Source organism: Pseudomonas sp. 1L-C-7-B-C1, assembly GCF_057291635.1.
Genome location: NZ_JBXAWH010000004.1, coordinates 351,442 through 372,332 on the forward strand (window position 1 = coordinate 351,442; position 20,891 = coordinate 372,332).

The following is a 20,891-nucleotide window of genomic DNA, read 5'->3' on the forward strand; positions in this document are numbered from 1 at the left end:
TCCATGAATAAATGTTTAAGAAGCAGTCCCTGCTTAGCGACGGACCGGGCGCTTCTGCAACTTGCGCTGCAAGGTACGTCGATGCATGCCCAGCGCACGCGCCGTTGCGGAAATATTGCCCTCGTGTTCGGTCAACACGCGCTGAATGTGCTCCCACTGCAAGCGGTCGACGGACATCGGGTTTTCAGGCACCAGCGTGTCCAGGTCGGCGTGTTCGGACAGCAGCGCTGCCAGCACGTCATCGGCATCGGCGGGTTTGCACAGGTAGTTGCAGGCGCCGCGCTTGATCGCCTCGACGGCCGTGGCGATGCTCGAATAACCGGTCAGGATCAGCACGCGCATTTCCGGGTCCAGTTCCAGCAGCTTGGGCAACAGCACCAGCCCCGAATCGCCTTCCATTTTCAGGTCGACGGCGGCGTAGTCCGGAATGTCCTGCTGCGCGAGGGCCAGGCCCTCATCGGCGGAGCCGGCGGTGCTCACGCGAAAACCGCGGCGCGCCATAGCCCGCGCCATCACGCGGGTGAAGGTGGCGTCGTCGTCCACCAGCAGCAGGTGCGGCAGCTCTTCGCCTTCAACCTGGATTTCGTCAGTCATGCTTCATCTCCTCGTGCGTCACGGGGCAGGCGCAGCTCGGTCAGCGTGCCGCCTTCCTCGTGAGGATAGAGTTTCACCGAGCCGCCCGCGCGGGTCACGCTGGCCTTACTCAAGAACAGGCCAAGGCCGAAGCCTTTGCCCTTGGTGGTAAAAAACGGTTTACCGATCTGCTCGGCGATGGCCAACGGTACGCCGGCCCCATGATCGCGGATGCTGATGCGGATTTCAGTCACGGTCCAGTCCAGATTCACCTCAAGCCCTTCGGCGCAGGCATCGGCAGCATTGTTGAGCAGGTTCAGCAGCGCCTGGGTCAGGTCCGGCGGCGGCGCCAGCATCGGCACGTCGCCCTGTCCCAGGCGTTGAAAGCGGTAAGTGGCTTCCGGGCGCATCAGGTGCCAGCGATTAAGCGCCTGATCGAGCCAGTGCGTAACGGTTTGTTCCTGCACCGAGAGCCGGCGATTCGCTTCGGCGGCGCGAACCAGTTGTTGCAACGTCTCCTTGCACAGCTTGACCTGGTCCTGCAGCACCGAAAGGTCGTCCTGCAGCGCAGGGTCTTTATGGTCCTGCTGCATTTCCTTGAGCAGCACGCTCATGGTCGCCAGCGGCGTGCCAAGTTCATGGGCGGCGCCGGCAGCTTCGGTGGCCACCGCGAGTAATTGCTGATCGCGCGCGCCCTCTTCGCGGCGCAAGGCACGCATGTGTTCCTGACGGCGCAGTTCTTCGGCCATGCGCGCGGCAAAGAAGGTGATCACCCCGGCCGCCAGCGCAAAACTCAGCCACATGCCGTAGATCTGCATGTTCTCGCGGGCCACGAAGGCATCCAGCGGGAAGAACTTGGCCAGCATCAGGGTGTACAACGCCAGCGCAATACCCGACAGGATCAGCGAATAACGCCACGGCAGCGTCACGGCGGCGATGGTCAGCGGCACCAGGTAATAAGAAACGAACGGGTTGGTCGAGCCGCCGGAAAAGTACAGCAGCGCACTGTGGATAAACAGGTCGAATGCCAGTTGCACGGCGTATTCGAGCTCGGTCACCGGCCACGAGGTGCGCAAACGGATGGCCGTCAGCAGGCAGACGATCGCCGAGAAACCCAGGGTGATGTCCAGCTGCAGCCAGGGCAGCGGCAGCAAATCGAACAGATAGGCGAACCCCACTGAGCCCGCCTGTGCACCCAGCACCAGAATGCGGATGAACGTCAGGCGCCAGAGGTTCTGACGGGTGGCAGAAAGCAGTTGCAAGGGGGCGAGCATGAGCTCTCCTGATGAGCGCTCCAGGCGAATCGGAGCGAGTATAACCAATGCGACAACAGTTGCCGTCAAAGTGCGTCAAACCGCCACATCCATTTGACCTCCGCCCAATGGCGCAGGAACAAGCCTCCGGGTTCACAGTCTCATGGGCATCCGTCCGCCGAGGACTTGCCACATCTCTCGGGACGGTTCGCCAAACAAGGAGTTTTTATGTTCAGCCTTCGCCCTACTGCCGCACTGCTCACCCTCGGCGCACTCGCGCTGGCCAGCACCCCTGCCCTCGCCGACGACGTTCACTACAACCAGGTTTCGGTCCGCGCCGAAGTCAGCCAGGAAGTGCAGCGCGACCTGATGACCGTCACCCTCTACACCGAATCGCAGAACACCGACCCGGCCAAACTGGCGGCCGGCGTCACTGAAACCCTGAACAAGGCCTTGGGCGAAGCGCGTCAGGTCAAAGACATCAACATCCGTCAGGGCAGCCGCAACAGCTACCCGATCTACGACGACAAAGGCCAGAAGATCACCGGCTGGCGTGAACACGCCGAACTGCGCCTGGAAAGCGCCGACTTTGCCGCCCTCTCCAAGTTGACCGGCGACCTGCTGGGTGGCGACATGAAAATGGGCGGCATGGACTTCTCCATTTCCAACCCCGCACGCAAGACCAGCGAAGACGCGTTGCTCAAGGACGCTGTGACAGCATTCCGTGCTCGCGCGAAATTGGTGACCGACGCACTGGGCGGTACGGGCTACAAACTGGTCAACCTGAACCTGAACACCTCCGGGTTCCCGCAGCCGTATCTGCGCGCGCCAGTCATGATGATGAAGGCCGCGCGTGCCGACGCCGCGCCAACGCCTGATGTCGAGGCCGGCACCAGCCAGGTCAGTGTGGCAGCAGATGGCGTGATCGAAGTCGCTATCCCTTGATGCACCCGGCGGCAGCCAAGGGCTGCCGCCTTTTCCCTCTCCCATCCCCGCTTTATTACGGCCATCCCGTGGCCGCTTCCCCATCAGCGCAGCTCCTATCTCCTACGTCCCGGGGCGATTCGGCCGATTTTCACGCTGCCCGAAATAAATAGAATTGTCCGCAGCAAAACACACCTGACGCGCACTCAAGGCCGCCTGCCCCAAGAGCACGGCCGTGCGCGGCCAATGATTCAAGGAAGAATCCGATCATGCCTTTTCAAGCTCAAACCGTTATTCCTGTCGACGTGTCTACCCGCACGTTGCGCAGTACATTCGCGCTGGATCTACTGACCCACGTGGCCGAAACGCTCGCGCCAGAATCTTTTGCCATTGAGATGGGCAACGTCTTCGGTAACGACATTCCGCCTCACCTCTATACGAAGCTGCGGGACAAACTGCAGGCGGGTGAGGTGCAAAACCCTGCCGTGCTTCTCTCCTGGGAGCTGGGCTTCGAAGCCGACTATGACAACCGCGAGCGGGTCATCCGTGTCGATTGGTCATTCTTCGCGCGTACGACCGCCCATCCGCAGCACTACTGGTGGTTGCTCACCGCACTGCTCCATGAATTCGGCCACCACATCGACAACGTCCTGCGCCATGAACTGGCTGATGAAAATGCGCCATTGGCGAACGATGCCCCATTCGAGGAAGGCCATCTTTTCACCTTGTGGTTGACCGAAGCAGCCTCCCCGTCACGAGACGACCTGAGTTTCGCCACGTATTCCGAAGTGGCCTCCGGCAATCGTGAGTACGCGATGTCCTGGAAGAAGGCTGGCGAAGCCATTCGCGACTATCTGGCCTCGACCGATCTGCGCATCGAGCCTTCCCACAGCAATTCCGACCGCGAAGCCTTCGAAGCCGGCAACGCCGAGGCGAAAGGCAGCACCCACCAGACGATTGAATGGGTACTGCAGGATTTCAAATTCAGCCGAACGGAAATCGACGCCGTTTATTTCGGCAACTGGCTACGGGATTACTCTCAGGTCGTTGATCCCAAGATCACCCGTGCACCCGACATGCCAAAAGAATTCCCGTCGACACTGTCCCGCGAGGGCTGGACGAATCTGATCGACGTGCTGGCAGCCAAGAAATTTTTCGATCTGCGGATGCGCTATCCGAACGAAATGAAGGTCACGCCCACGAAGCTGGGTGTTTACCGGCCGACGGAGCACATCGACAATCCGCTGGTGACCGATCCACCGTTCCCGGACCCGAAAGTGCGTGACCCGGACTTCGAAGCCTGGGTGCTATCCGGTGATCCGTCCCTTGGCGCGGACTTGGCCACGTCAATGAAACGCTACATCGGCAACGCGGTGGGCTACATGGAGCAGGAGCTGCGCCTGGCGATGGAACAGGGCCGTTCCCTCGACGGACTGCGAAGCTTCGGCGCCGCGCTGCATGTGCTCGAAGACCTGTTCGCCCATTCAAACTTCGCAGAACTGAGCCTGATCAAGGCCGGGCATGTCAGGGTTCTACCCTGGACAACGCCTGTTCACGTCAAATGGAACCTGCCTCTGGTCACGGGCACATTCGGGGCCACCGACGTCATCGCCAGTCTGGCGGGACCGCTGGGCAAAATCCTCTTTTCCACCCAGGAGCTTGAGTTCGAGCTCACTCAGCCGGGTTATCGCTCGGACAGAGATAAAGTGATGCTGGTGTTGCTGAGCGAACACCCTGATCAGGATTATTTCAACGCATTCAACGCGCTGCTGACGGCCAGGGACGGCCTGGTGACGCTCGCCAAAAAAATGGGCGTAGACACCCTGAAGTTCTATCGCTGGCTGATCAACACCCCGGCGGGCATTTTGCTGAACGCGTACAACAGCGCGGCACAAGGTGTACTGACCTGGATCGGCAACAGCGTCGACGATGCGCAGACTCTGCTGGGCAGTGACCCGAATACTGACCCGACGCTGGAGCCGAGCCACTCGCAACTCTCCAAGGACCACGCTGAACACCCGCTCCACGATTTGGCCGCGCTGCTCGCTACCGAAGCCGTGCGCAAAGTTGCCCAGTCCATGGTCGATTACTGGGCTGGCAAACCTGAGGCAGATCCGGTCGCCGTCGCGTCGGCATTCTTCTGCCATCCTGCCGACAGCGAATGGCAGTACCCGATCGTCAACGCATGGGCGGCCAGCAATCCGGCGGAAGTGGCACGCAGTGAATCGAAGAGCGAGCTGGACAAGACCCAGCAAGCGGCAATCGACGAACTTCGCGCCATCCAGAACACACTCATCAAAGACAGCCAGAGCTACCTGGACTACGTGTTCAACAGCAAAACCTCACAGGCCTCGGGCTTGCAGGGCATTCTGGAGCAGGGGTTCATGAAAGTGGTTTCCGGCACCACCTGGTGGAAGGAGTTGCAGAACTTCATTAAGTAATAAGCTTATGAATTTACCTGGCTTGTTGCCCGAGTGAGCCGTGCGGCATTCTTGGCGGTCTATCATCCCGTCGATGAATTCAGGCATGAGTGCCGCACTTAATGAGGTTCACATGGACACCACCTTCAAACCCCTGCTCCTGGCAGCCGCAATGGCGCTGTGCGTTCCCTCGGTGCAGGCGGCCAGCACCCTTGTCTATTGCTCGGAAGCCAGCCCTGCCGGCTTCGATCCCAGTCAGTACACCAGCGGCACCGAGTTCGATGCGTCAGCGGAAACAGTCTTCAACCGCCTGACCCAGTTCAAGCGCGGCGGCACCGATGTCGAGCCGGGCCTGGCAACGAAATGGGACGTGTCCGAAGACGGCTTGACCTATACCTTTCACTTGCGGCCTGGCGTGAAATTCCATACCACGGACTATTTCACACCGACCCGCGACTTCAACGCCGATGACGTGCTGTTCACTTTCAATCGCCTGCTGAACCCGGACGACCCGTTCCGAAAGGCGTACCCGTCGGAGTCGCCGTACTTCACCGACATGGGGATGAACACCACCATCAAGCAGGTCGAAAAGGTCGACGACCAAACCGTCCGCTTCCAGCTGAACAACATCGACGCGGCGTTCATCCAGAACCTGGCGATGAGCTTCGCCTCGATTCAGTCGGCTGAATACGCGGCCCAATTGATCAAGCAAGGCAAGGCAGGCGACATCAACCTGAAGCCGATCGGTACAGGGCCGTTTGTGTTCAAGCGTTATCAGAAAGACGCGCAGATCCGTTACGTCGGCAACAAGGAATACTGGAAGCCGGAGGACGTGAAGCTCGACAACCTGATCTTCTCGATCAACACCGACGCCGCCACCCGTCTGCAGAAGCTGAAGACCGGCGAGTGCCAAATCAGTGGGTATCCGCGCCCACAGGACATCGAAGAAGCGCAGAAGGACCCGAACCTCAAGGTGCTGAGCCAGGCCGGTTTCAACCTGGGCTTTCTTGCGTATAACGTGACCCATCCGCCGCTGGATCAACTGAAGGTGCGTCAGGCGCTGGACATGGCCATCGACAAACCGGCCATCATCAAGGCGGTTTACCAGGGCGCCGGGCAGCTGGCACAGAACGCTCTGCCGCCTGCGCAATGGAGCTTTGATCCGAACATCAAGGACGCGCCCCACGATCCGGCAAAAGCCAAGCAGTTGCTCAAGGAGGCCGGCGTTGCGCCAGGCACGCAGATCAACCTGTGGGCGATGACCGTGCAGCGCGCGTCCAACCCCAACGCACGCATGTCGGCGCAGATGATCCAGTCGGACTGGGCGAAGATTGGTATCAAGGCCAACATCGTCAGCTATGAATGGGGCGAGTACATCAAGCGCGCCAAGGCCGGCGAGCACGACGTGATGATCTACGGCTGGACCGGTGACAATGGTGACCCTGACAACTGGCTCGGCGTGCTGTACAGCTGTGGCGCGGTGAAGGGCAGCAACTACGCGAAATGGTGCAACCCCAGCTACGACAAACTGGTCACCCAGGCCAAGCTGACCAGCAACCGCGATGAGCGCATCAAGCTGTACCAGCAAGCGCAGAACATTCTGAAAAACGACGTGCCGATCACCCCGATCGCCAATTCCAAGGTCTTTCAGCCGATGCGTAAAGAGGTTCAGGACTTCAAACTCAGCCCGTTTGGCCTGACGCCTTTCTACGGCGTAAGCCTGGCCAAGTAACTCGCTGAAACCAACAGCGAAGTAACACTCGATGACCGAAGCGGGTGCAATCGCCACGTTGCGATGCACCCTTTTGGTGCTGCAAAGATATCGATATGCGACACGCAAACGTTCAACAGCGTCAGAAATTACACTTATGCGACATTCGTGTACGTTCGTGCCACTGTTTGACACCTTGCTGGCGCCAACATCTTGCTTTGGGTATGGCGCCTGCATAAGTATCCGTGGGACCGGCTCAAAAGGCCGTACCCTCAATCAAAAAATGACAACAACTGAGGCCACCATGCTCAAAAAAGCGGTCATTCCGTTTCTTCTCGGCGCAGGTTTGATCGCCAGCGCTCCCTTCGCCCATGCAGCATCGAATCTGGTGTTCTGCTCCGAAGGCAGCCCTGCTGGTTTCGATCCAGGTCAATACACCACCGGTACCGACTTCGATGCTTCGGCCGAGACCGTTTTCAACCGTTTGAGCCAGTTCGAACGTGGCGGCACCGCTGTCATTCCAGGCCTGGCCACCAGCTGGGACGTTGCCCCGGATGGCCTGACCTACACCTTCCACCTGCGTGAAGGTGTGAAATTCCACACCACGCCGTACTTCAAGCCGACGCGTACCTTCAATGCCGATGACGTGCTGTTCACGTTCAACCGCATGATCAACAAGGACGACCCGTTCCGTAAGGCGTACCCGACCGAATTCCCGTACTTCACCGACATGGCGATGGACACCAACATCACCAAGATCGAGAAGGTCGACGATCACACCGTCAGAATGACCCTCGGCACCGTCGATGCTGCGTTCATCCAGAACCTGGCGATGAGCTTCGCGTCCATTCAGTCCGCTGAATACGCTGCCCAGCTGCTGAAAGAAGGCAAGCCGGAAGACATCAACCAGAAGCCGATCGGCACTGGCCCGTTCGTGTTCAAGAGCTACCAGAAAGACTCCAACATTCGCTTCACCGGGAATAAGGACTACTGGAAGCCTGAAGACGTCAAAGTCGACAACCTGATTTTTGCCATCACCACTGACGCCTCGGTTCGTGCGCAGAAGTTGAAGAAAGGCGAATGCCAGATCACCGCTTACCCGCGTCCGGCTGACCTCGCTCCGCTGAAAGCCGACCCTGCGTTGAAGATGCCTGACCAGGCCGGCTTCAACCTGGGTTACATCGCCTACAACGTGATGCCCAAGATCAAAGGCGAAGACAAGCCGAACCCGCTGGCTGACCTCAAAGTGCGTCAAGCGCTGGACATGGCAGTCAACAAGAAATCCATCATCGATGCCGTGTATCAAGGCGCGGGCCAACTGGCGACCAACGCCATGCCGCCGACCCAATGGTCCTACGACACCACCATCAAAGATGCACCGTTCGATATCGCCAAGGCCAAGGACCTGCTCAAGCAGGCGGGCGTGAAGGAAGGCACCGAGATTACCCTGTGGGCGATGCCGGTTCAGCGTCCTTACAACCCGAACGCCAAGCTGATGGCCGAGATGCTCCAGAACGACTGGAAGAAGATCGGCATCAACGCCAAGATCGTTTCCTATGAATGGGGCGAATACATCAAGCGCGCCAAGGCCGGCGAAAACGGCGCAATGCTGATTGGCTGGAGCGGCGACAACGGTGACCCGGACAACTGGCTGGGTACCCTGTTTGGCTGTGATGCCCTCAACGGCAACAACTTCGCCAAATGGTGTGACAAGCCGTTCGATACCTTGATCCACCAGGCCAAGGAAACCACCGATCAGGCCAAACGCACCGAGCTGTACAAGCAGGCTCAACACCTGCTCAAAGACGCGGTCCCTATGACCCCAATTGCTCACTCGACTGTTTATCAGCCGATGCGCAAGGAAGTTCAGGACTTCAAGATCAGCCCGTTCGGTCTGAACTCGTTCTACGGCGTCAGCGTCAGCGGCAAGTAATATTTTTAAATGACCACTCGGTCGCGTTGCCCCAGGGCGACGCGATCGCGTTGTCATGTGCTCGATCGTTAAATGAAATTGACTATCGTTAGATGAGTAGCGACTTGCCTACAGTTCTTGCCTACTAACGATAAGCACTTTTCCTACAAACTTTGAAGCATGCGTAACTATGGACTGTGCGGCGCCGGAGACATACCGTCTGACAAGCCGCACATGCGGTCCGTTGTTTATCTTGAACAGTGGGATTTTCTTCCAGGCGTTGACTCTCCATTTGCGCAAACGGTTGCAATGGATCGCGCAGGCATTCGCAGTTAATGCGCCTCTCACGATAAGGAATATCATGCGTACGAATATCGTTGTGCCATCACTTATTGCCGCCGGCCTTTTGGCGATGACGCCTGTCGTTCAGGCCGCCAGCAAAAGCCTGGTCTTCTGTTCGGAAGGCAGCCCGGCCGGGTTTGATATCGGTCAGTACACCTCGGGCACTGACAATGATGCCGCTGAGCCGATCTACAACCGTTTAGCCGAGTTCGCACGCGGTGAGACCACCGTGGTACCTGCTCTCGCCACCCGCTGGGATATCTCCCCTGACAACCTGACCTATACGTTCCATCTGCGTGAAGGCGTCAAGTTCCACAGCAACAAGATCTTCTCGCCCACGCGCGATTTCAATGCCGACGACGTGCTGTTCACCTTCAATCGCATGCTGCACAAGGACCATCCGTTCCGCGTGGCGTATCCGACGGAGTTTCCTTTCTTCACCAGCATGGGCCTGGACAAGAACATCAAGTCGGTGGAAAAGACCGACCCGATGACCGTCGTGTTCACACTCAACAAAGTTGATGCGGCGTTCATCCAGAACGTTTCCATGAACTTCGCGTCAATTCTGTCCGCCGAATATGCCGACAAATTGATGGCCTCCGGCGATGTCCGCGATATTAACCAGGCGCCTATTGGCACGGGTCCTTTTGTATTTCAGCGCTATCAAAAAGATTCTCAGATTCGCTACGTGAAAAACAAACAGTTCTGGGACCCGAGTCGGGTCAAGATTGATCAGTTGATCTTCGCCATCAATACAGATGCTTCGGTGCGCATTCAAAAACTCAAAAAAGACGAGTGCCAGGTGACGCTTAATCCGCGTCCGGCTGATGTCGCGTCGATCGAGGCGGATAAGGACCTGCAGGTCATCAAAAAGCCCGGCTTCAACCTCGGTTACATCACCTACAACGTGCGCCACGCCCCGCTGGACAACTTGCAGGTTCGTCAGGCGCTGGACATGGCGGTGGATAAGAAAGCGATCATCGAGGCGGTGTACCAAGGCGCCGGGCAACTGGCCCAGAACTCCATGCCGCCCACGCAGTGGTCCTATGACGACACGGTCAAGGACGCGCCCTACAACCCGGAAAAAGCCCGCGAGTTGCTGCGCGCCGCCGGCGTCAAGGAAGGCACCGAACTGACCCTGTGGGCCATGCCGGTCCAGCGCCCCTACAACCCCAACGCCAAGCTGATGGCCCAGATGCTTCAGGCCGACTGGGCGAAGGTGGGCATCAAGGCAACCATCGTCAGTTACGAGTGGGGCGAATACCTCAAGCGCAGCAAGAACGGCGAGCACGACATTTCGCTGATCGGCTGGACCGGTGACAACGGTGACCCGGACAACTGGATGGGCACGCTGTACAGCTGCGCGTCCATCGGGGGCAATAACTACTCGATGTGGTGCGACGAAAAATATGACGCACTGGTCAAGGCCGCTGTTTCGAACACGAACAAGGACGAGCGCATTGCGCTGTACAAACAGGCTCAGCATTACCTGAAAGAACAGGTACCCATTACGCCGATTGCCCACTCGACGGTGATCCAGCCGCTGCGTAAGGAAGTGCAAGGTTTCCTGGTCAGCCCGTTCAACCGCAACAATTTCTCGGGCGTCAGCATCGCCGAATAATTCAAAACTTGCCTGGGGCGCAACCACGCCCTTTGGCATTGCTTTATCCGCGTTTAGCCGGATAGGCAAGAAACTGGCCCATAGGGCCGCACCATCGAGCGGGCTACACCATAAAAAGCCCGCCTCTAAAAAAGCAGCAATCGGGAGCTTCAAAACGTGAAAAAAGCCAGCACCGCTGTATTCGCCTTATCCGTACTCGCCATCAGCGTCGCGGCCCAGGCAGAGCCGACCAGTCAGGAATTCGTTCCGACCACACTGGCCACCAGCAACCTCCAGGGCGAAGCCAAGGGCTTTCTGGAAGACTCGAAGCTGACCGGTTCGACCAAGAACTGGTACGCCAACGAACTGTTGCGCCGTGGCGGCGAGTTCACCCGCAAAGAGAACGGCGTTGTGGTCGACAGCGACCCGCGCCGGATCAACTGGGTTCAGGGCACCATCGTTGACTACAGCTCGGGCTTCACCCAGGGCACTGTCGGTTTTGCCACGCAAATGGCGGTCTACAACGCCGTTGCGCTGGACCGTGACAAAGACGACCTGATGGGCGGCGCCAACCGTACGCTGACCGAGAACAACGGCGACCCTGTCGGGCAGTGGAGCAAGATGGGCCTGGCCAACATCAAGGCGCGCGTTTCCAATACGACCCTGACCGCCGGCCGTCAGTCGATGAACACCCCGGTGCTGGCCTATATCGGCAACCGCGCACTTCCTTCGAGCTTCGAAGGTGTGAGCATCCTGAGCGAAGAGTTCAACAACATCTCGATCCAGGCAGGCAGCTTCGACCGCGTGTCGCCACGTACCGAGCAGAGCCTGACCAAGTTCCGCTCCGAGTACACCAACAACACCGCCACCGCCGACCGCGTTGACATGGCAGGCGTGGATTACAAGCCATTCAAGAGCCTGACCACCAGCTTTTACGCCTCCAATGTCGAAGACTTCTGGCATCAGTACTACTTCTCGGCTCTGCACGAAATCGGCGACAGCGACGTACTGGGCCTGAGCACCAACCTGAACTACTACAAGACCAAGGATTCCGGTCAGAAGAAGATGGGCGAGATCGACAACGACACCTACAGCCTGTCGTTGACCGCCACTCACAAGGCGCACAGTTTCAGCGTCGCGTACCAGGAAGTCGAAGGCGACACCTACTTCGACTACGTCCACGACACCAACGCCATCTTCCTGGCCAACTCCCTGCTCTCGGACTTCAACGGCCCGAACGAGAAGTCGGTTCAGCTGAGCTACCTGCTGAACATGGCCGACTACGGCGTGCCAGGCCTGAAATTCAACATCTATCAGGCGCGCGGTTTCGACATCGACGGTACCCATTACAAAGGCACCGCCTATGACGTCTCGCGAATGGACGGCGAAACTCACTACGAATACGGTGTTGGCTCGTCGTACACCCTGCAGTCCGGCCCGCTCAAGGCGTCGACCATGCGTGCGACCTACACCACTCACCGCGCGAGCGCCAATCAGGCTGACGGCAGCATCAACGAGTTCCGTCTGGTGACCACGATTCCATTCAACATTATGTAATCAGCATGATCGATCGGGCCTCACGGTGCGGTTTATACCGAACTTCGGGGCCCGATACCGACTCACTAATGGCTTCATCACTTGCGGAGTGCGTTACTTGAAATCGACATTCAAACTCGCAACATTGCGCAGCGCGATCGCACTGGCGGTATTCAGCGTTGCGGTCGGCGTATCGGCCAAGCCTCTGGTGGTCTGCACCGAAGCCAGTCCGGAAGGTTTCGACACGGCGCTCTACACCACCGCCGTGACCGCCGATGCGTCGGCGGAAACCATTTACAACCGTCTGGTGGATTTCAAGCCGGGCACCACCGAGATTGTTCCCGCGCTGGCTGAGACGTGGGAGATCAGCGATGACGGCCTGACCTACACGTTCCATCTGCGCAAGGGCGTCAAGTTTCACACCACCGAATACTTCAAACCGACCCGCGACATGAACGCCGATGACGTGGTGTGGAGCTTCCAGCGTCAACTGGACCCCAACCACCCTTGGCACAAACAGTCGATGGTCGGTTACCCATACTTCGAAAGCATGGGTTTCAAAGAGCTGCTGAAGAACGTCGAGAAAGTGGACGACAGCACCGTCAAGTTCACCCTGACCCGCCGCGAAGCGCCGTTTCTGGCTGACGTCGCCATGGCCTTCGCTTCGGTGTACTCGGCGGAATACGCCGATCAGTTGCTCAAGGCCAACAAGACCGACAACCTCAACAGCCAGCCCATCGGCACCGGTCCGTTCGTCTTCCAGCGCTACGCCAAGGACGCTCAGGTTCGCTTCAAGGCCAACCCGGATTACTTCCGCGGCAAGCCGCCGGCTGACACCCTTATCTTTGCGATCGCCACCGATAACAACGTGCGCCTGCAGAAGCTCAAGGCCAACGAGTGCCAGATCGCCCTGTATCCGAAGCCGGACGACATCCCGAGCATCAAGAAAGACACCAACCTCAAGGTTGATGAGCTGAACGCGATGACCACCGCGTACATTGCCATGAACACCACGCACAAATACATGAGCGACGTGCGAGTGCGTAAGGCCATCGAAATCGCATTTGATAAAGAAGCCTACGTCAACGCCCTGTTCGGCAAAGGCAACGCCACCGTCGCTGTGAACCCGTATCCGGACACCCTGCTGGGTTACAACAAAGACCTGAAAAACCCTGCCCACGACCTGGACAAGGCCCGCGCCTTGCTCAAGGAAGCGGGTGTCCCTGAAGGCACGGTACTGACCCTGTTCACGCGCAACGGCGGCGGTCCGACCAACCCGAACCCAATGCTCGGCGCACAAATGATGCAGGCCGACCTGGCCAAAGTCGGCATTAAGTTAGATATACGCGTCATGGAATGGGGCGAAATGCTCAAACGTGCCAAAAACGGCGAACACGACATGGTGTCGGCCGGCTGGGCAGGTGACAATGGCGACCCTGATAACTTCCTGACCCCGAACCTCAGTTGCGAGGCCGCCAAAAACGGCGAAAACTACGCGCGCTGGTGTAATCAGAAGTTCCAGACGTTGATCGATCAGGCTCGGGAAAAAACCGACCCGGCCGAACGCGCTTCGCTCTACGAGCAAGCTCAGGTGATCTTCAATCAGGACCTGCCATGGATCAGCATGGCGCACACCAAGATGTTCACTGCAATGCGCAACAACGTGGAGGGTTACCACATCAGCCCTCTCACCACTAATAACTTCGCTACCACCCAAGCGAAGTAGAAGAAGAATCCGGCGGGCTCTGCTACCCAGAGACTCGCCGGTACCTGATGAGGTACACGAGAAGATGTTTAGTTTTATCGCTCGCCGAGTGGGGTTGCTCATACCCACCTTCTTCGGCATCACCTTGCTGACCTTCGCCTTGATTCGCCTGATTCCGGGCGACCCTGTCGAAGTCATGATGGGTGAACGCCGGGTCGATCCGGAAATGCACGCCCAAGCCATGGAACGTCTTGGCCTGAACAAACCCCTTTATGCGCAATACATCGATTACGTCGGCAAGCTCGCCCATGGCGACCTGGGCGAATCGCTGCGTACGCGCACGAGCGTGTGGTCCGAATTCACTTCGCTGTTCCCGGCAACACTGGAACTGTCGATTGCGGCGCTGATCTTCGCAGGCATTCTCGGGCTGCTGGCCGGTGTCATTGCAGCACTGAAGCGAGGGTCCCTGTTCGACCATGGGGTCATGGGTATCTCCCTGGCGGGGTACTCGATGCCGATCTTCTGGTGGGGCCTGATCCTGATCATGTTCTTCTCGGTATCCCTGGGCTGGACCCCGGTATCGGGGCGTATCGACCTGCTCTACGACATTCCCCCGAAAACCGGCTTCATGCTGATCGACACCTTGCTCAGCGATGAAGAAGGTTCGTTCATGGACGCCCTGCGTCACCTGATTCTGCCGGCCATCGTGCTGGGCACCATTCCGCTGGCGGTCATCGCCCGAATGACCCGCTCCTCGATGCTCGAAGTCCTGCGTGAAGACTACGTGCGCACCGCCCGTGCCAAGGGCCTTTCGCCGGCTCGCGTGGTATTCGTTCACGGCCTGCGCAACGCGCTGATCCCGGTGCTGACGGTTTTCGGTCTGCAAGTGGGCACGCTGCTGGCCGGTGCGGTTCTGACCGAAACGATCTTCTCCTGGCCGGGCATCGGCAAGTGGCTGATCGAAGCCATCGGCGCCCGTGACTACCCTGTCGTGCAAAACGGCATCCTGCTAATCGCCTGCCTGGTGATTCTGGTCAACTTCGTGGTGGACATCCTCTACGGCTTTGCCAACCCACGCATTCGTCATCAGCGCTGAGATCCCTTTTTATGAGCACACCTACTCCCGTAGTAGCAGTCGATCAAAGCCTGCTCTACCCGTCCGTTTACAAAGAGTTCTGGCAGCACTTCGCCAAGAACAAAGGCGCCGTCGCGGGCCTCTTGTTCATGCTGGTGATCGTGTTCTGCGCCCTGTTCGCGCCGTGGGTTGCCCCCCATGACCCGAGCGAGCAATACCGTGATTTCCTGCTGACCCCGCCGGTCTGGCTTGAAGGCGGCCAATGGCAGTTTCTCTTGGGCACCGATGAACTGGGCCGCGACCTGCTGTCGCGTCTGATCCAGGGTTCGCGCCTGTCGCTGCTCATCGGTCTGTCGTCGGTGGTGATGTCGCTGATTCCGGGGATCCTCATGGGTCTGCTGGCCGGCTTCTTCCCGAAAATCCTGGGCCCGACCATCATGCGTCTGATGGACATCATGCTGGCACTGCCATCGCTGCTGCTGGCTGTGGCCATCGTCGCGATCCTCGGCCCTGGCCTGATCAATACCGTCATCGCCATCGCCATCGTTTCGCTGCCGTCGTACGTGCGTCTGACCCGTGCTGCGGTCATGGGCGAGCTGAACCGTGACTACGTGACCGCCGCGCGTCTGGCCGGTGCAACGCTGCCGCGCCTGATGTTCATCACCGTGCTGCCGAACTGCATGGCGCCGCTGATCGTTCAGGCCACGTTGAGTTTCTCCTCGGCGATCCTCGACGCTGCGGCGCTGGGCTTCCTCGGTCTGGGTGTACAACCGCCAACGCCTGAGTGGGGCACCATGCTCGCTTCGGCCCGCGACTACATCGAACGCGCCTGGTGGGTGGTGAGCCTCCCGGGTCTGACCATTTTGCTCAGCGTGCTGGCAATCAACCTGATGGGCGACGGTCTGCGCGATGCGCTGGACCCGAAACTCAAGAACGCCGCCTGAGGACGTCCGAATGTCTCTTTTAAACATCAAGAACCTCAACGTGCGCTTCGGCGACGCCAGGGCCACCCCGGTCGTCGATGGACTGGACCTGGCCGTCGACAAGGGCGAAGTGCTGGCAATCGTGGGCGAATCGGGTTCGGGTAAATCCGTGACCATGATGGCGCTCATGGGCCTGATCGAGCACCCCGGCATCGTCACCGCCGACGCTCTGGTCTTCGACGGCAAGGACATGCTCACGCTGAATGCACGCCAGCGTCGCAAGATCGTCGGCAAAGACATGTCGATGGTCTTTCAGGATCCGATGACCGCGCTGAACCCGAGCTACACCGTGGGCTTCCAGATCAAGGAAGTGCTCAAGCAGCACTTGGGTCTGTCTGGCCGCGCGGCCCATCAGCGCGCACTTGAGCTGTTGCAGAAGGTGGAAATCCCGGGCGCCGCACAGCGTCTGGACGCCTACCCGCACCAACTCTCGGGCGGCATGAGCCAGCGTGTTGCGATCGCCATGGCCATCGCCGGCGAGCCGAAGCTGCTGATCGCCGACGAACCGACCACCGCGCTGGACGTGACCATTCAGGCGCAGATCATGGACCTGCTGCTGGCCCTGCAAAAAGAGCAGGACATGGCGCTGGTGCTCATCACCCACGACCTTGCGGTGGTGGCTGAAACCGCTCAGCGGGTCTGCGTGATGTATGCCGGGCAGGCGGTGGAAGTGGGTCAGGTCCCCCAACTGTTCGACATCCCGGCGCACCCGTACAGCGAAGCATTGCTGGCAGCGATCCCCGAACACAGCATGGGCGCCGCGCGCCTGTCGACGCTGCCGGGCATCGTGCCGGGTCGCTATGACCGTCCAAGTGGTTGCCTGCTCTCGCCGCGCTGCCCGTACGTCCAGGACAAATGCCGCCAGCAACGCCCGGGCCTTGACCCGAAAGCCCATAGCCTGGCGCGTTGCTTCTTTCCGCTGAATCAGGAGGTGGCGTGATGAGCGAAATCGTACTGACCGCCCGTGACCTTACTCGTCACTATGATGTGTCCCGTGGGCTGTTCAAGCCCCATGCAACCGTGCGCGCGCTCAACGGCGTGTCATTCGAACTCGAAGCCGGCAAGACCCTGGCGGTGGTCGGTGAGTCCGGCTGCGGCAAGTCGACGCTGGCCCGGGCGCTGACGCTGATCGAAGAGCCTTCTTCGGGATCGTTGAAGATCGCCGGCCAGGAAGTCACCGGCGCGACCAAGGCGCAACGCAAGCAGCTGCGCAAAGACGTGCAGATGGTGTTCCAGAGCCCGTACGCATCGCTCAATCCGCGGCAGAAAGTCGGTGATCAACTGGGTGAGCCGCTGCTGATCAACACCAGCCTTTCCGCCGCCGAACGCCGCGAGAAAGTGCAGGCGATGATGGCGCAGGTCGGTCTGCGTCCCGAGCACTATCAGCGCTACCCGCACATGTTCTCCGGCGGTCAGCGTCAACGTATCGCGCTGGCGCGGGCGATGATGCTGCAGCCCAAAGTGCTGGTGGCGGACGAACCGACTTCCGCGCTCGACGTGTCGATTCAGGCCCAGGTGCTGAACCTGTTCATGGATCTGCAGCAAGAGTTCAACACCGGTTACGTGTTCATCTCCCACAACCTGGCGGTGGTGCGTCACGTCGCCGACACGGTGTTGGTGATGTACCTCGGTCGCCCGGCCGAAATGGGTCCCAAGGAAGAGATCTACAACCGTCCATTGCACCCTTACACCCAGGCGCTGCTGTCAGCGACTCCGACGATCCACCCGGACCCGTCGAAGCCGAAGATCAAAATCGTCGGCGAATTGCCTAACCCGCTGAACCCGCCGTCGGGCTGCCCGTTCCACAAGCGCTGCCCGTACGCGACAGAACGTTGTGTGACGGAAGTGCCGGAGCTGCGCTGGGTCGACAACCGCCAGGTTGCTTGCCATTACGCGGAACAGTTTGTGGCGTGATGATTGACTAATAAAAAGGCCGTTGCGTGTGAGCGCAACGGCCTTTTTTTGTGGCTGGGGTAGGACCGGCTTTAGCCGGGAATTGCAGTGTAGGCTGGCTTTAGCCGGGAATGACGCGACAGGCCCTGGCAGCCAGAACGCTATCAGTAAACATCCCGCCGATACCGCCCCTGCTCGATCAACTCCCGCACCGCGTCCTCACCCAGCAGAGCGTTCAACGTTTCATCCACGCCAGCCGCCATGCCTTCCAAACTGCCGCAGATGTAAATCACAGCGCCTTCATTCAGCCAGCGACGCAGCTCATCAGCCGCCTCACGCAACCGGTCCTGCACATAGATTTTTTCCGCCTGATCCCGGGAAAACGCGAGGTCCAGACGCGCCAGATTCCCACTCGCCAGCCAGCCATTAAGCTCGTTTGCGCAGTGGAAATCGTGCGCTCTGTTTCGCTCGCCAAACAGCAACCAGTTGCGCTGCTCACCCGAAACGACGCGCGCTTTGAGCAAGCTGCGCAGGCCTGCCAGCCCGGTGCCGTTGCCAATCAAAATCATCGGCACCGACTCGGCCGGCAGATGGAAACCACTGTTGCGACGCACCCGCACACTGACCGCGCCGCCCACGGCGACATGCTCGGTCAACCAGCCCGAACACAGCCCGAGACTGCCATCGGGGTGCAGTTCCTGACGCACGATCAGCTGCAACACACCGTCCTCGGCAATCGACGCGATTGAATACTCGCGCATCGCCAGGGGCACCAGCGCATCGACCAACGCCTGCGCATGCAGGCCGACCAGATGACTGCGATTGACCGGCAACTGACGCGTGGACAAGGCTTGGCTGAGGGTCTCGCTCAGGCCGTCGACGGTGACTTGCGTGTCGGCAGCAATACCCAACCCGGACAGGAACTGCTCGACCGCAGAGGCCGGGTTGCGCGGCAATACCTCCACCAGATCGCCGGCCTCCCAGCGAGTCGCCGACTCACACGCCAGGCCGAGCAAGAACACTTTCGATCCCACGCTCCCGGGGTTCAGCCATTCCCGAGCCACCAGCGTCCAGTTCTGATACTCCGGCGCTTGCCAGACCGTCGTCGGCGTCGAGCCCGTCAACTGGCCCAACTGCTGTTGCCAGTGTTGCAGCGCTTCACCGTCACCGCTGTCCACTTCAACCGGTGCGAACAGCGTGCGCCCGCCACGCTCGGCCAGCCAGCCGTGCAGCCGCTGAGCGAAACCACAGAACTGTTGATACTGGCGATCGCCCAGCCCAAGCACCGCGTAGTTGAGGTTATCCAGCGCCAGCGGCCGGCCCAGCACTTTGCGCTCGAATCCGCGGGCGCTGTCCGGTGCTTCGCCGTCGCCAAAGGTACTGACGACGAACAGCGCGTTGCGGCTCTGGTGCAGGTCCTGCTCGGTGATGTCGCCCAGACGCTGCACCTTCACCGGCACGCCGGCGGTCTGCAGCTGGCTGGCCGTCTGCCAGGCGAGTTGCTCGGCGAACCCACTCTGGCTGGCGAAGCCGATCAGCCAGGTCGCGCCCTGCTCGCCTGTCGTCGCCGACACGTCACCGCGGGCGTTGCGGATCTCGCGCTTCTCGCGTCGGCGGTCCAGGTAGAGCAACCAGCCGGTGATGAAGAACAGCGGCATCAGCAACGCGGCCACGGTCACGACGATGCGCCCGATCAGGCCAAAGTAGCTGCCGGTGTGCAGCGCGTAGTTGCTGATGAGCAACTGGGCGCCGAGGCTTTTCTCGGTGTAACGCGACACTGCCTTGAGCGTACCGTCGGCCGGATCGAGGGTGATCTGGTTCAACGCGCGGGGGTGCGGCGCGGATTTGAGGAGGTAGAACACCGTCGCCATCTGGCCCGGTGCCTGAGGCATGCGCAGGTTGTAAGTCTTGAGGTCCGGTCCGGCCGCGCTCTGAATGGTCTGCCAGATCGCGTCGTAATCCGGGGCCGACGCCGTGAGCTCCTTAGGCGCCTCTTTCACAGCAGGACCAGGACGCGGCCCTCCGCCACGGCGTTGTTCGCCCGCCACGGGAGGATCGCCAATCAGCTTGGTCATGCCGTTGCTGAACCAGTCGTAGGACCACATCAGCCCGGTGATCGCCAGCAGCAGATAGATGATCAGGCACCAGGTGCCGAACACCGAATGCAGGTCCCAGTTGAAACTGCGTCCCTTCTTCGCCCAGTCCATGGTCAGCCAGACGCGCCAGTTCAGCGGCTTGCGCGGCCAGCGCAGATACAGCCCTGACAGGCAGAAGAACACGAGGATCAGCGTGCAGGCCGCGGTGACTTGTTTGCCATATTCCCCTGCGGCAAGGAATCGGTGCAGGTTAAGGATGAAGCCGAAGAAGTCCTGACCTGTGACGTCCTCGGTGAATGCGCCGGTGTAGGGGTTGAAGTTGTGCATCTCGCCGCGGCGCTGACCCGGCGGCGGCTTGAACCAGACCTGAGCGACCTTGTCGCTGTCGACATCAATGCGAAACATCGCCACCGTGTCTTTGCCCTGGGCTTCAACCTTGCTGACCATTTCAGCCAGTGACAGTTGACGACCCTGGGGCTGCACGAACAACACGTCAGGGTTGAGCACGTCGAGTATCTCGTCCTCGAAGGAATACAGCGCGCCAGTGATCCCCATCAGGGCGAGCACCAGACCGGCCGTGATTCCGAAGAACCAGTGCACTTGAAACAGGACTTTCTTCAACACCCTCGACCCCTCACTCACCCGCTACGGCGCGCATTATGCGCACAAACGGCATACATTCTCATCTGTGGCTGATTCTTGATGCGAAGATGTGGGGTGAACGCGTCCTGACACCCCGCGCTCACCCGGCCAACATACATCCTGTAGGAGTGAGCTTGCTCGCGAGGAGGCCGGGACATCCGCTGGATACCCAGCGGTCGATTCCGCCTTCGCGAGGCAGGCTCGCTCCCACAGGTGTCGGGTTCGC

At 59.7% G+C, this 20,891-nt stretch carries 14 protein-coding genes; 11 read left to right on the forward strand and 3 right to left on the reverse strand.

The annotated features are described in order from the left end of the window. Nucleotides 1–33: 33 nt before the first annotated feature. Nucleotides 34–594, reverse strand: a complete 561-nt coding sequence (locus AC0Z8Z_RS09090) for a response regulator transcription factor (RefSeq protein ID WP_065990162.1) — start codon at nucleotides 592–594, stop codon at nucleotides 34–36. Then, nucleotides 591–1,847 (reverse strand): ATP-binding protein, encoded by a 1,257-nt coding sequence (locus AC0Z8Z_RS09095; protein ID WP_122534957.1) that lies wholly within the window; start codon nucleotides 1,845–1,847, stop codon nucleotides 591–593. Before AC0Z8Z_RS09095 ends, AC0Z8Z_RS09090 begins: the two co-directional genes overlap by 4 nt. A gap of 207 nt (nucleotides 1,848–2,054) precedes the next feature. On the opposite strand from AC0Z8Z_RS09095, the gene AC0Z8Z_RS09100 reads away from it, so the two are divergent. From AC0Z8Z_RS09100 to AC0Z8Z_RS09150, 11 genes are all read left to right on the forward strand, one after another. Then, nucleotides 2,055–2,771 carry an SIMPL domain-containing protein gene (locus tag AC0Z8Z_RS09100; RefSeq protein ID WP_485618861.1) on the forward strand — a complete coding sequence of 239 codons (717 nt, stop codon included), beginning with the start codon at nucleotides 2,055–2,057 and terminating at the stop codon, nucleotides 2,769–2,771. A 248-nt stretch (nucleotides 2,772–3,019) separates the two neighbouring features. Beyond that, on the forward strand, nucleotides 3,020–5,191 hold the full coding sequence (locus tag AC0Z8Z_RS09105) for an HET-C-related protein (protein ID WP_485618862.1): 2,172 nt from the start codon (nucleotides 3,020–3,022) through the stop codon (nucleotides 5,189–5,191). A gap of 112 nt (nucleotides 5,192–5,303) precedes the next feature. Continuing rightward, on the forward strand, nucleotides 5,304–6,902 hold the full coding sequence (locus tag AC0Z8Z_RS09110) for an ABC transporter substrate-binding protein (protein WP_485618905.1): 1,599 nt from the start codon (nucleotides 5,304–5,306) through the stop codon (nucleotides 6,900–6,902). A 283-nt stretch (nucleotides 6,903–7,185) separates the two neighbouring features. After that, nucleotides 7,186–8,814, forward strand: a complete 1,629-nt coding sequence (locus tag AC0Z8Z_RS09115) for an ABC transporter substrate-binding protein (RefSeq protein WP_122623267.1) — start codon at nucleotides 7,186–7,188, stop codon at nucleotides 8,812–8,814. Between the two features lie 340 nt (nucleotides 8,815–9,154). Beyond that, the gene (locus tag AC0Z8Z_RS09120) at nucleotides 9,155–10,756 is read left to right on the forward strand and encodes an ABC transporter substrate-binding protein (protein ID WP_485618863.1); all 1,602 of its coding nucleotides are present in this window, start codon (nucleotides 9,155–9,157) and stop codon (nucleotides 10,754–10,756) included. 156 nt (nucleotides 10,757–10,912) lie between these two features. After that, nucleotides 10,913–12,292, forward strand: coding sequence for an OprD family porin (locus tag AC0Z8Z_RS09125; protein ID WP_485618864.1), 1,380 nt, complete (start codon nucleotides 10,913–10,915; stop codon nucleotides 12,290–12,292). Between the two features lie 97 nt (nucleotides 12,293–12,389). Further along, nucleotides 12,390–13,997 carry an ABC transporter substrate-binding protein gene (locus tag AC0Z8Z_RS09130; protein WP_485618865.1) on the forward strand — a complete coding sequence of 536 codons (1,608 nt, stop codon included), beginning with the start codon at nucleotides 12,390–12,392 and terminating at the stop codon, nucleotides 13,995–13,997. Between the two features lie 64 nt (nucleotides 13,998–14,061). Next, the gene (locus tag AC0Z8Z_RS09135) at nucleotides 14,062–15,072 is read left to right on the forward strand and encodes an ABC transporter permease subunit (protein WP_065990182.1); all 1,011 of its coding nucleotides are present in this window, start codon (nucleotides 14,062–14,064) and stop codon (nucleotides 15,070–15,072) included. A gap of 11 nt (nucleotides 15,073–15,083) precedes the next feature. Then, a complete protein-coding gene (locus AC0Z8Z_RS09140) occupies nucleotides 15,084–15,995 on the forward strand; it encodes an ABC transporter permease subunit (protein ID WP_122534949.1) in 912 nt (303 codons plus the stop codon). 10 nt (nucleotides 15,996–16,005) lie between these two features. Next, nucleotides 16,006–16,974 carry an ABC transporter ATP-binding protein gene (locus AC0Z8Z_RS09145; RefSeq protein ID WP_485618866.1) on the forward strand — a complete coding sequence of 323 codons (969 nt, stop codon included), beginning with the start codon at nucleotides 16,006–16,008 and terminating at the stop codon, nucleotides 16,972–16,974. After that, a complete protein-coding gene (locus AC0Z8Z_RS09150) occupies nucleotides 16,974–17,948 on the forward strand; it encodes a peptide ABC transporter ATP-binding protein (RefSeq protein WP_485618867.1) in 975 nt (324 codons plus the stop codon). The genes AC0Z8Z_RS09145 and AC0Z8Z_RS09150 overlap by 1 nt, the downstream gene beginning before the upstream one ends. Before the next feature lie 143 nt (nucleotides 17,949–18,091). On the opposite strand, the gene AC0Z8Z_RS09155 is transcribed toward AC0Z8Z_RS09150, so the two are convergent. Then, the gene (locus AC0Z8Z_RS09155) at nucleotides 18,092–20,644 is read right to left on the reverse strand and encodes a PepSY domain-containing protein (RefSeq protein WP_485618906.1); all 2,553 of its coding nucleotides are present in this window, start codon (nucleotides 20,642–20,644) and stop codon (nucleotides 18,092–18,094) included. Between the last annotated feature and the right edge of the window lie 247 nt (nucleotides 20,645–20,891).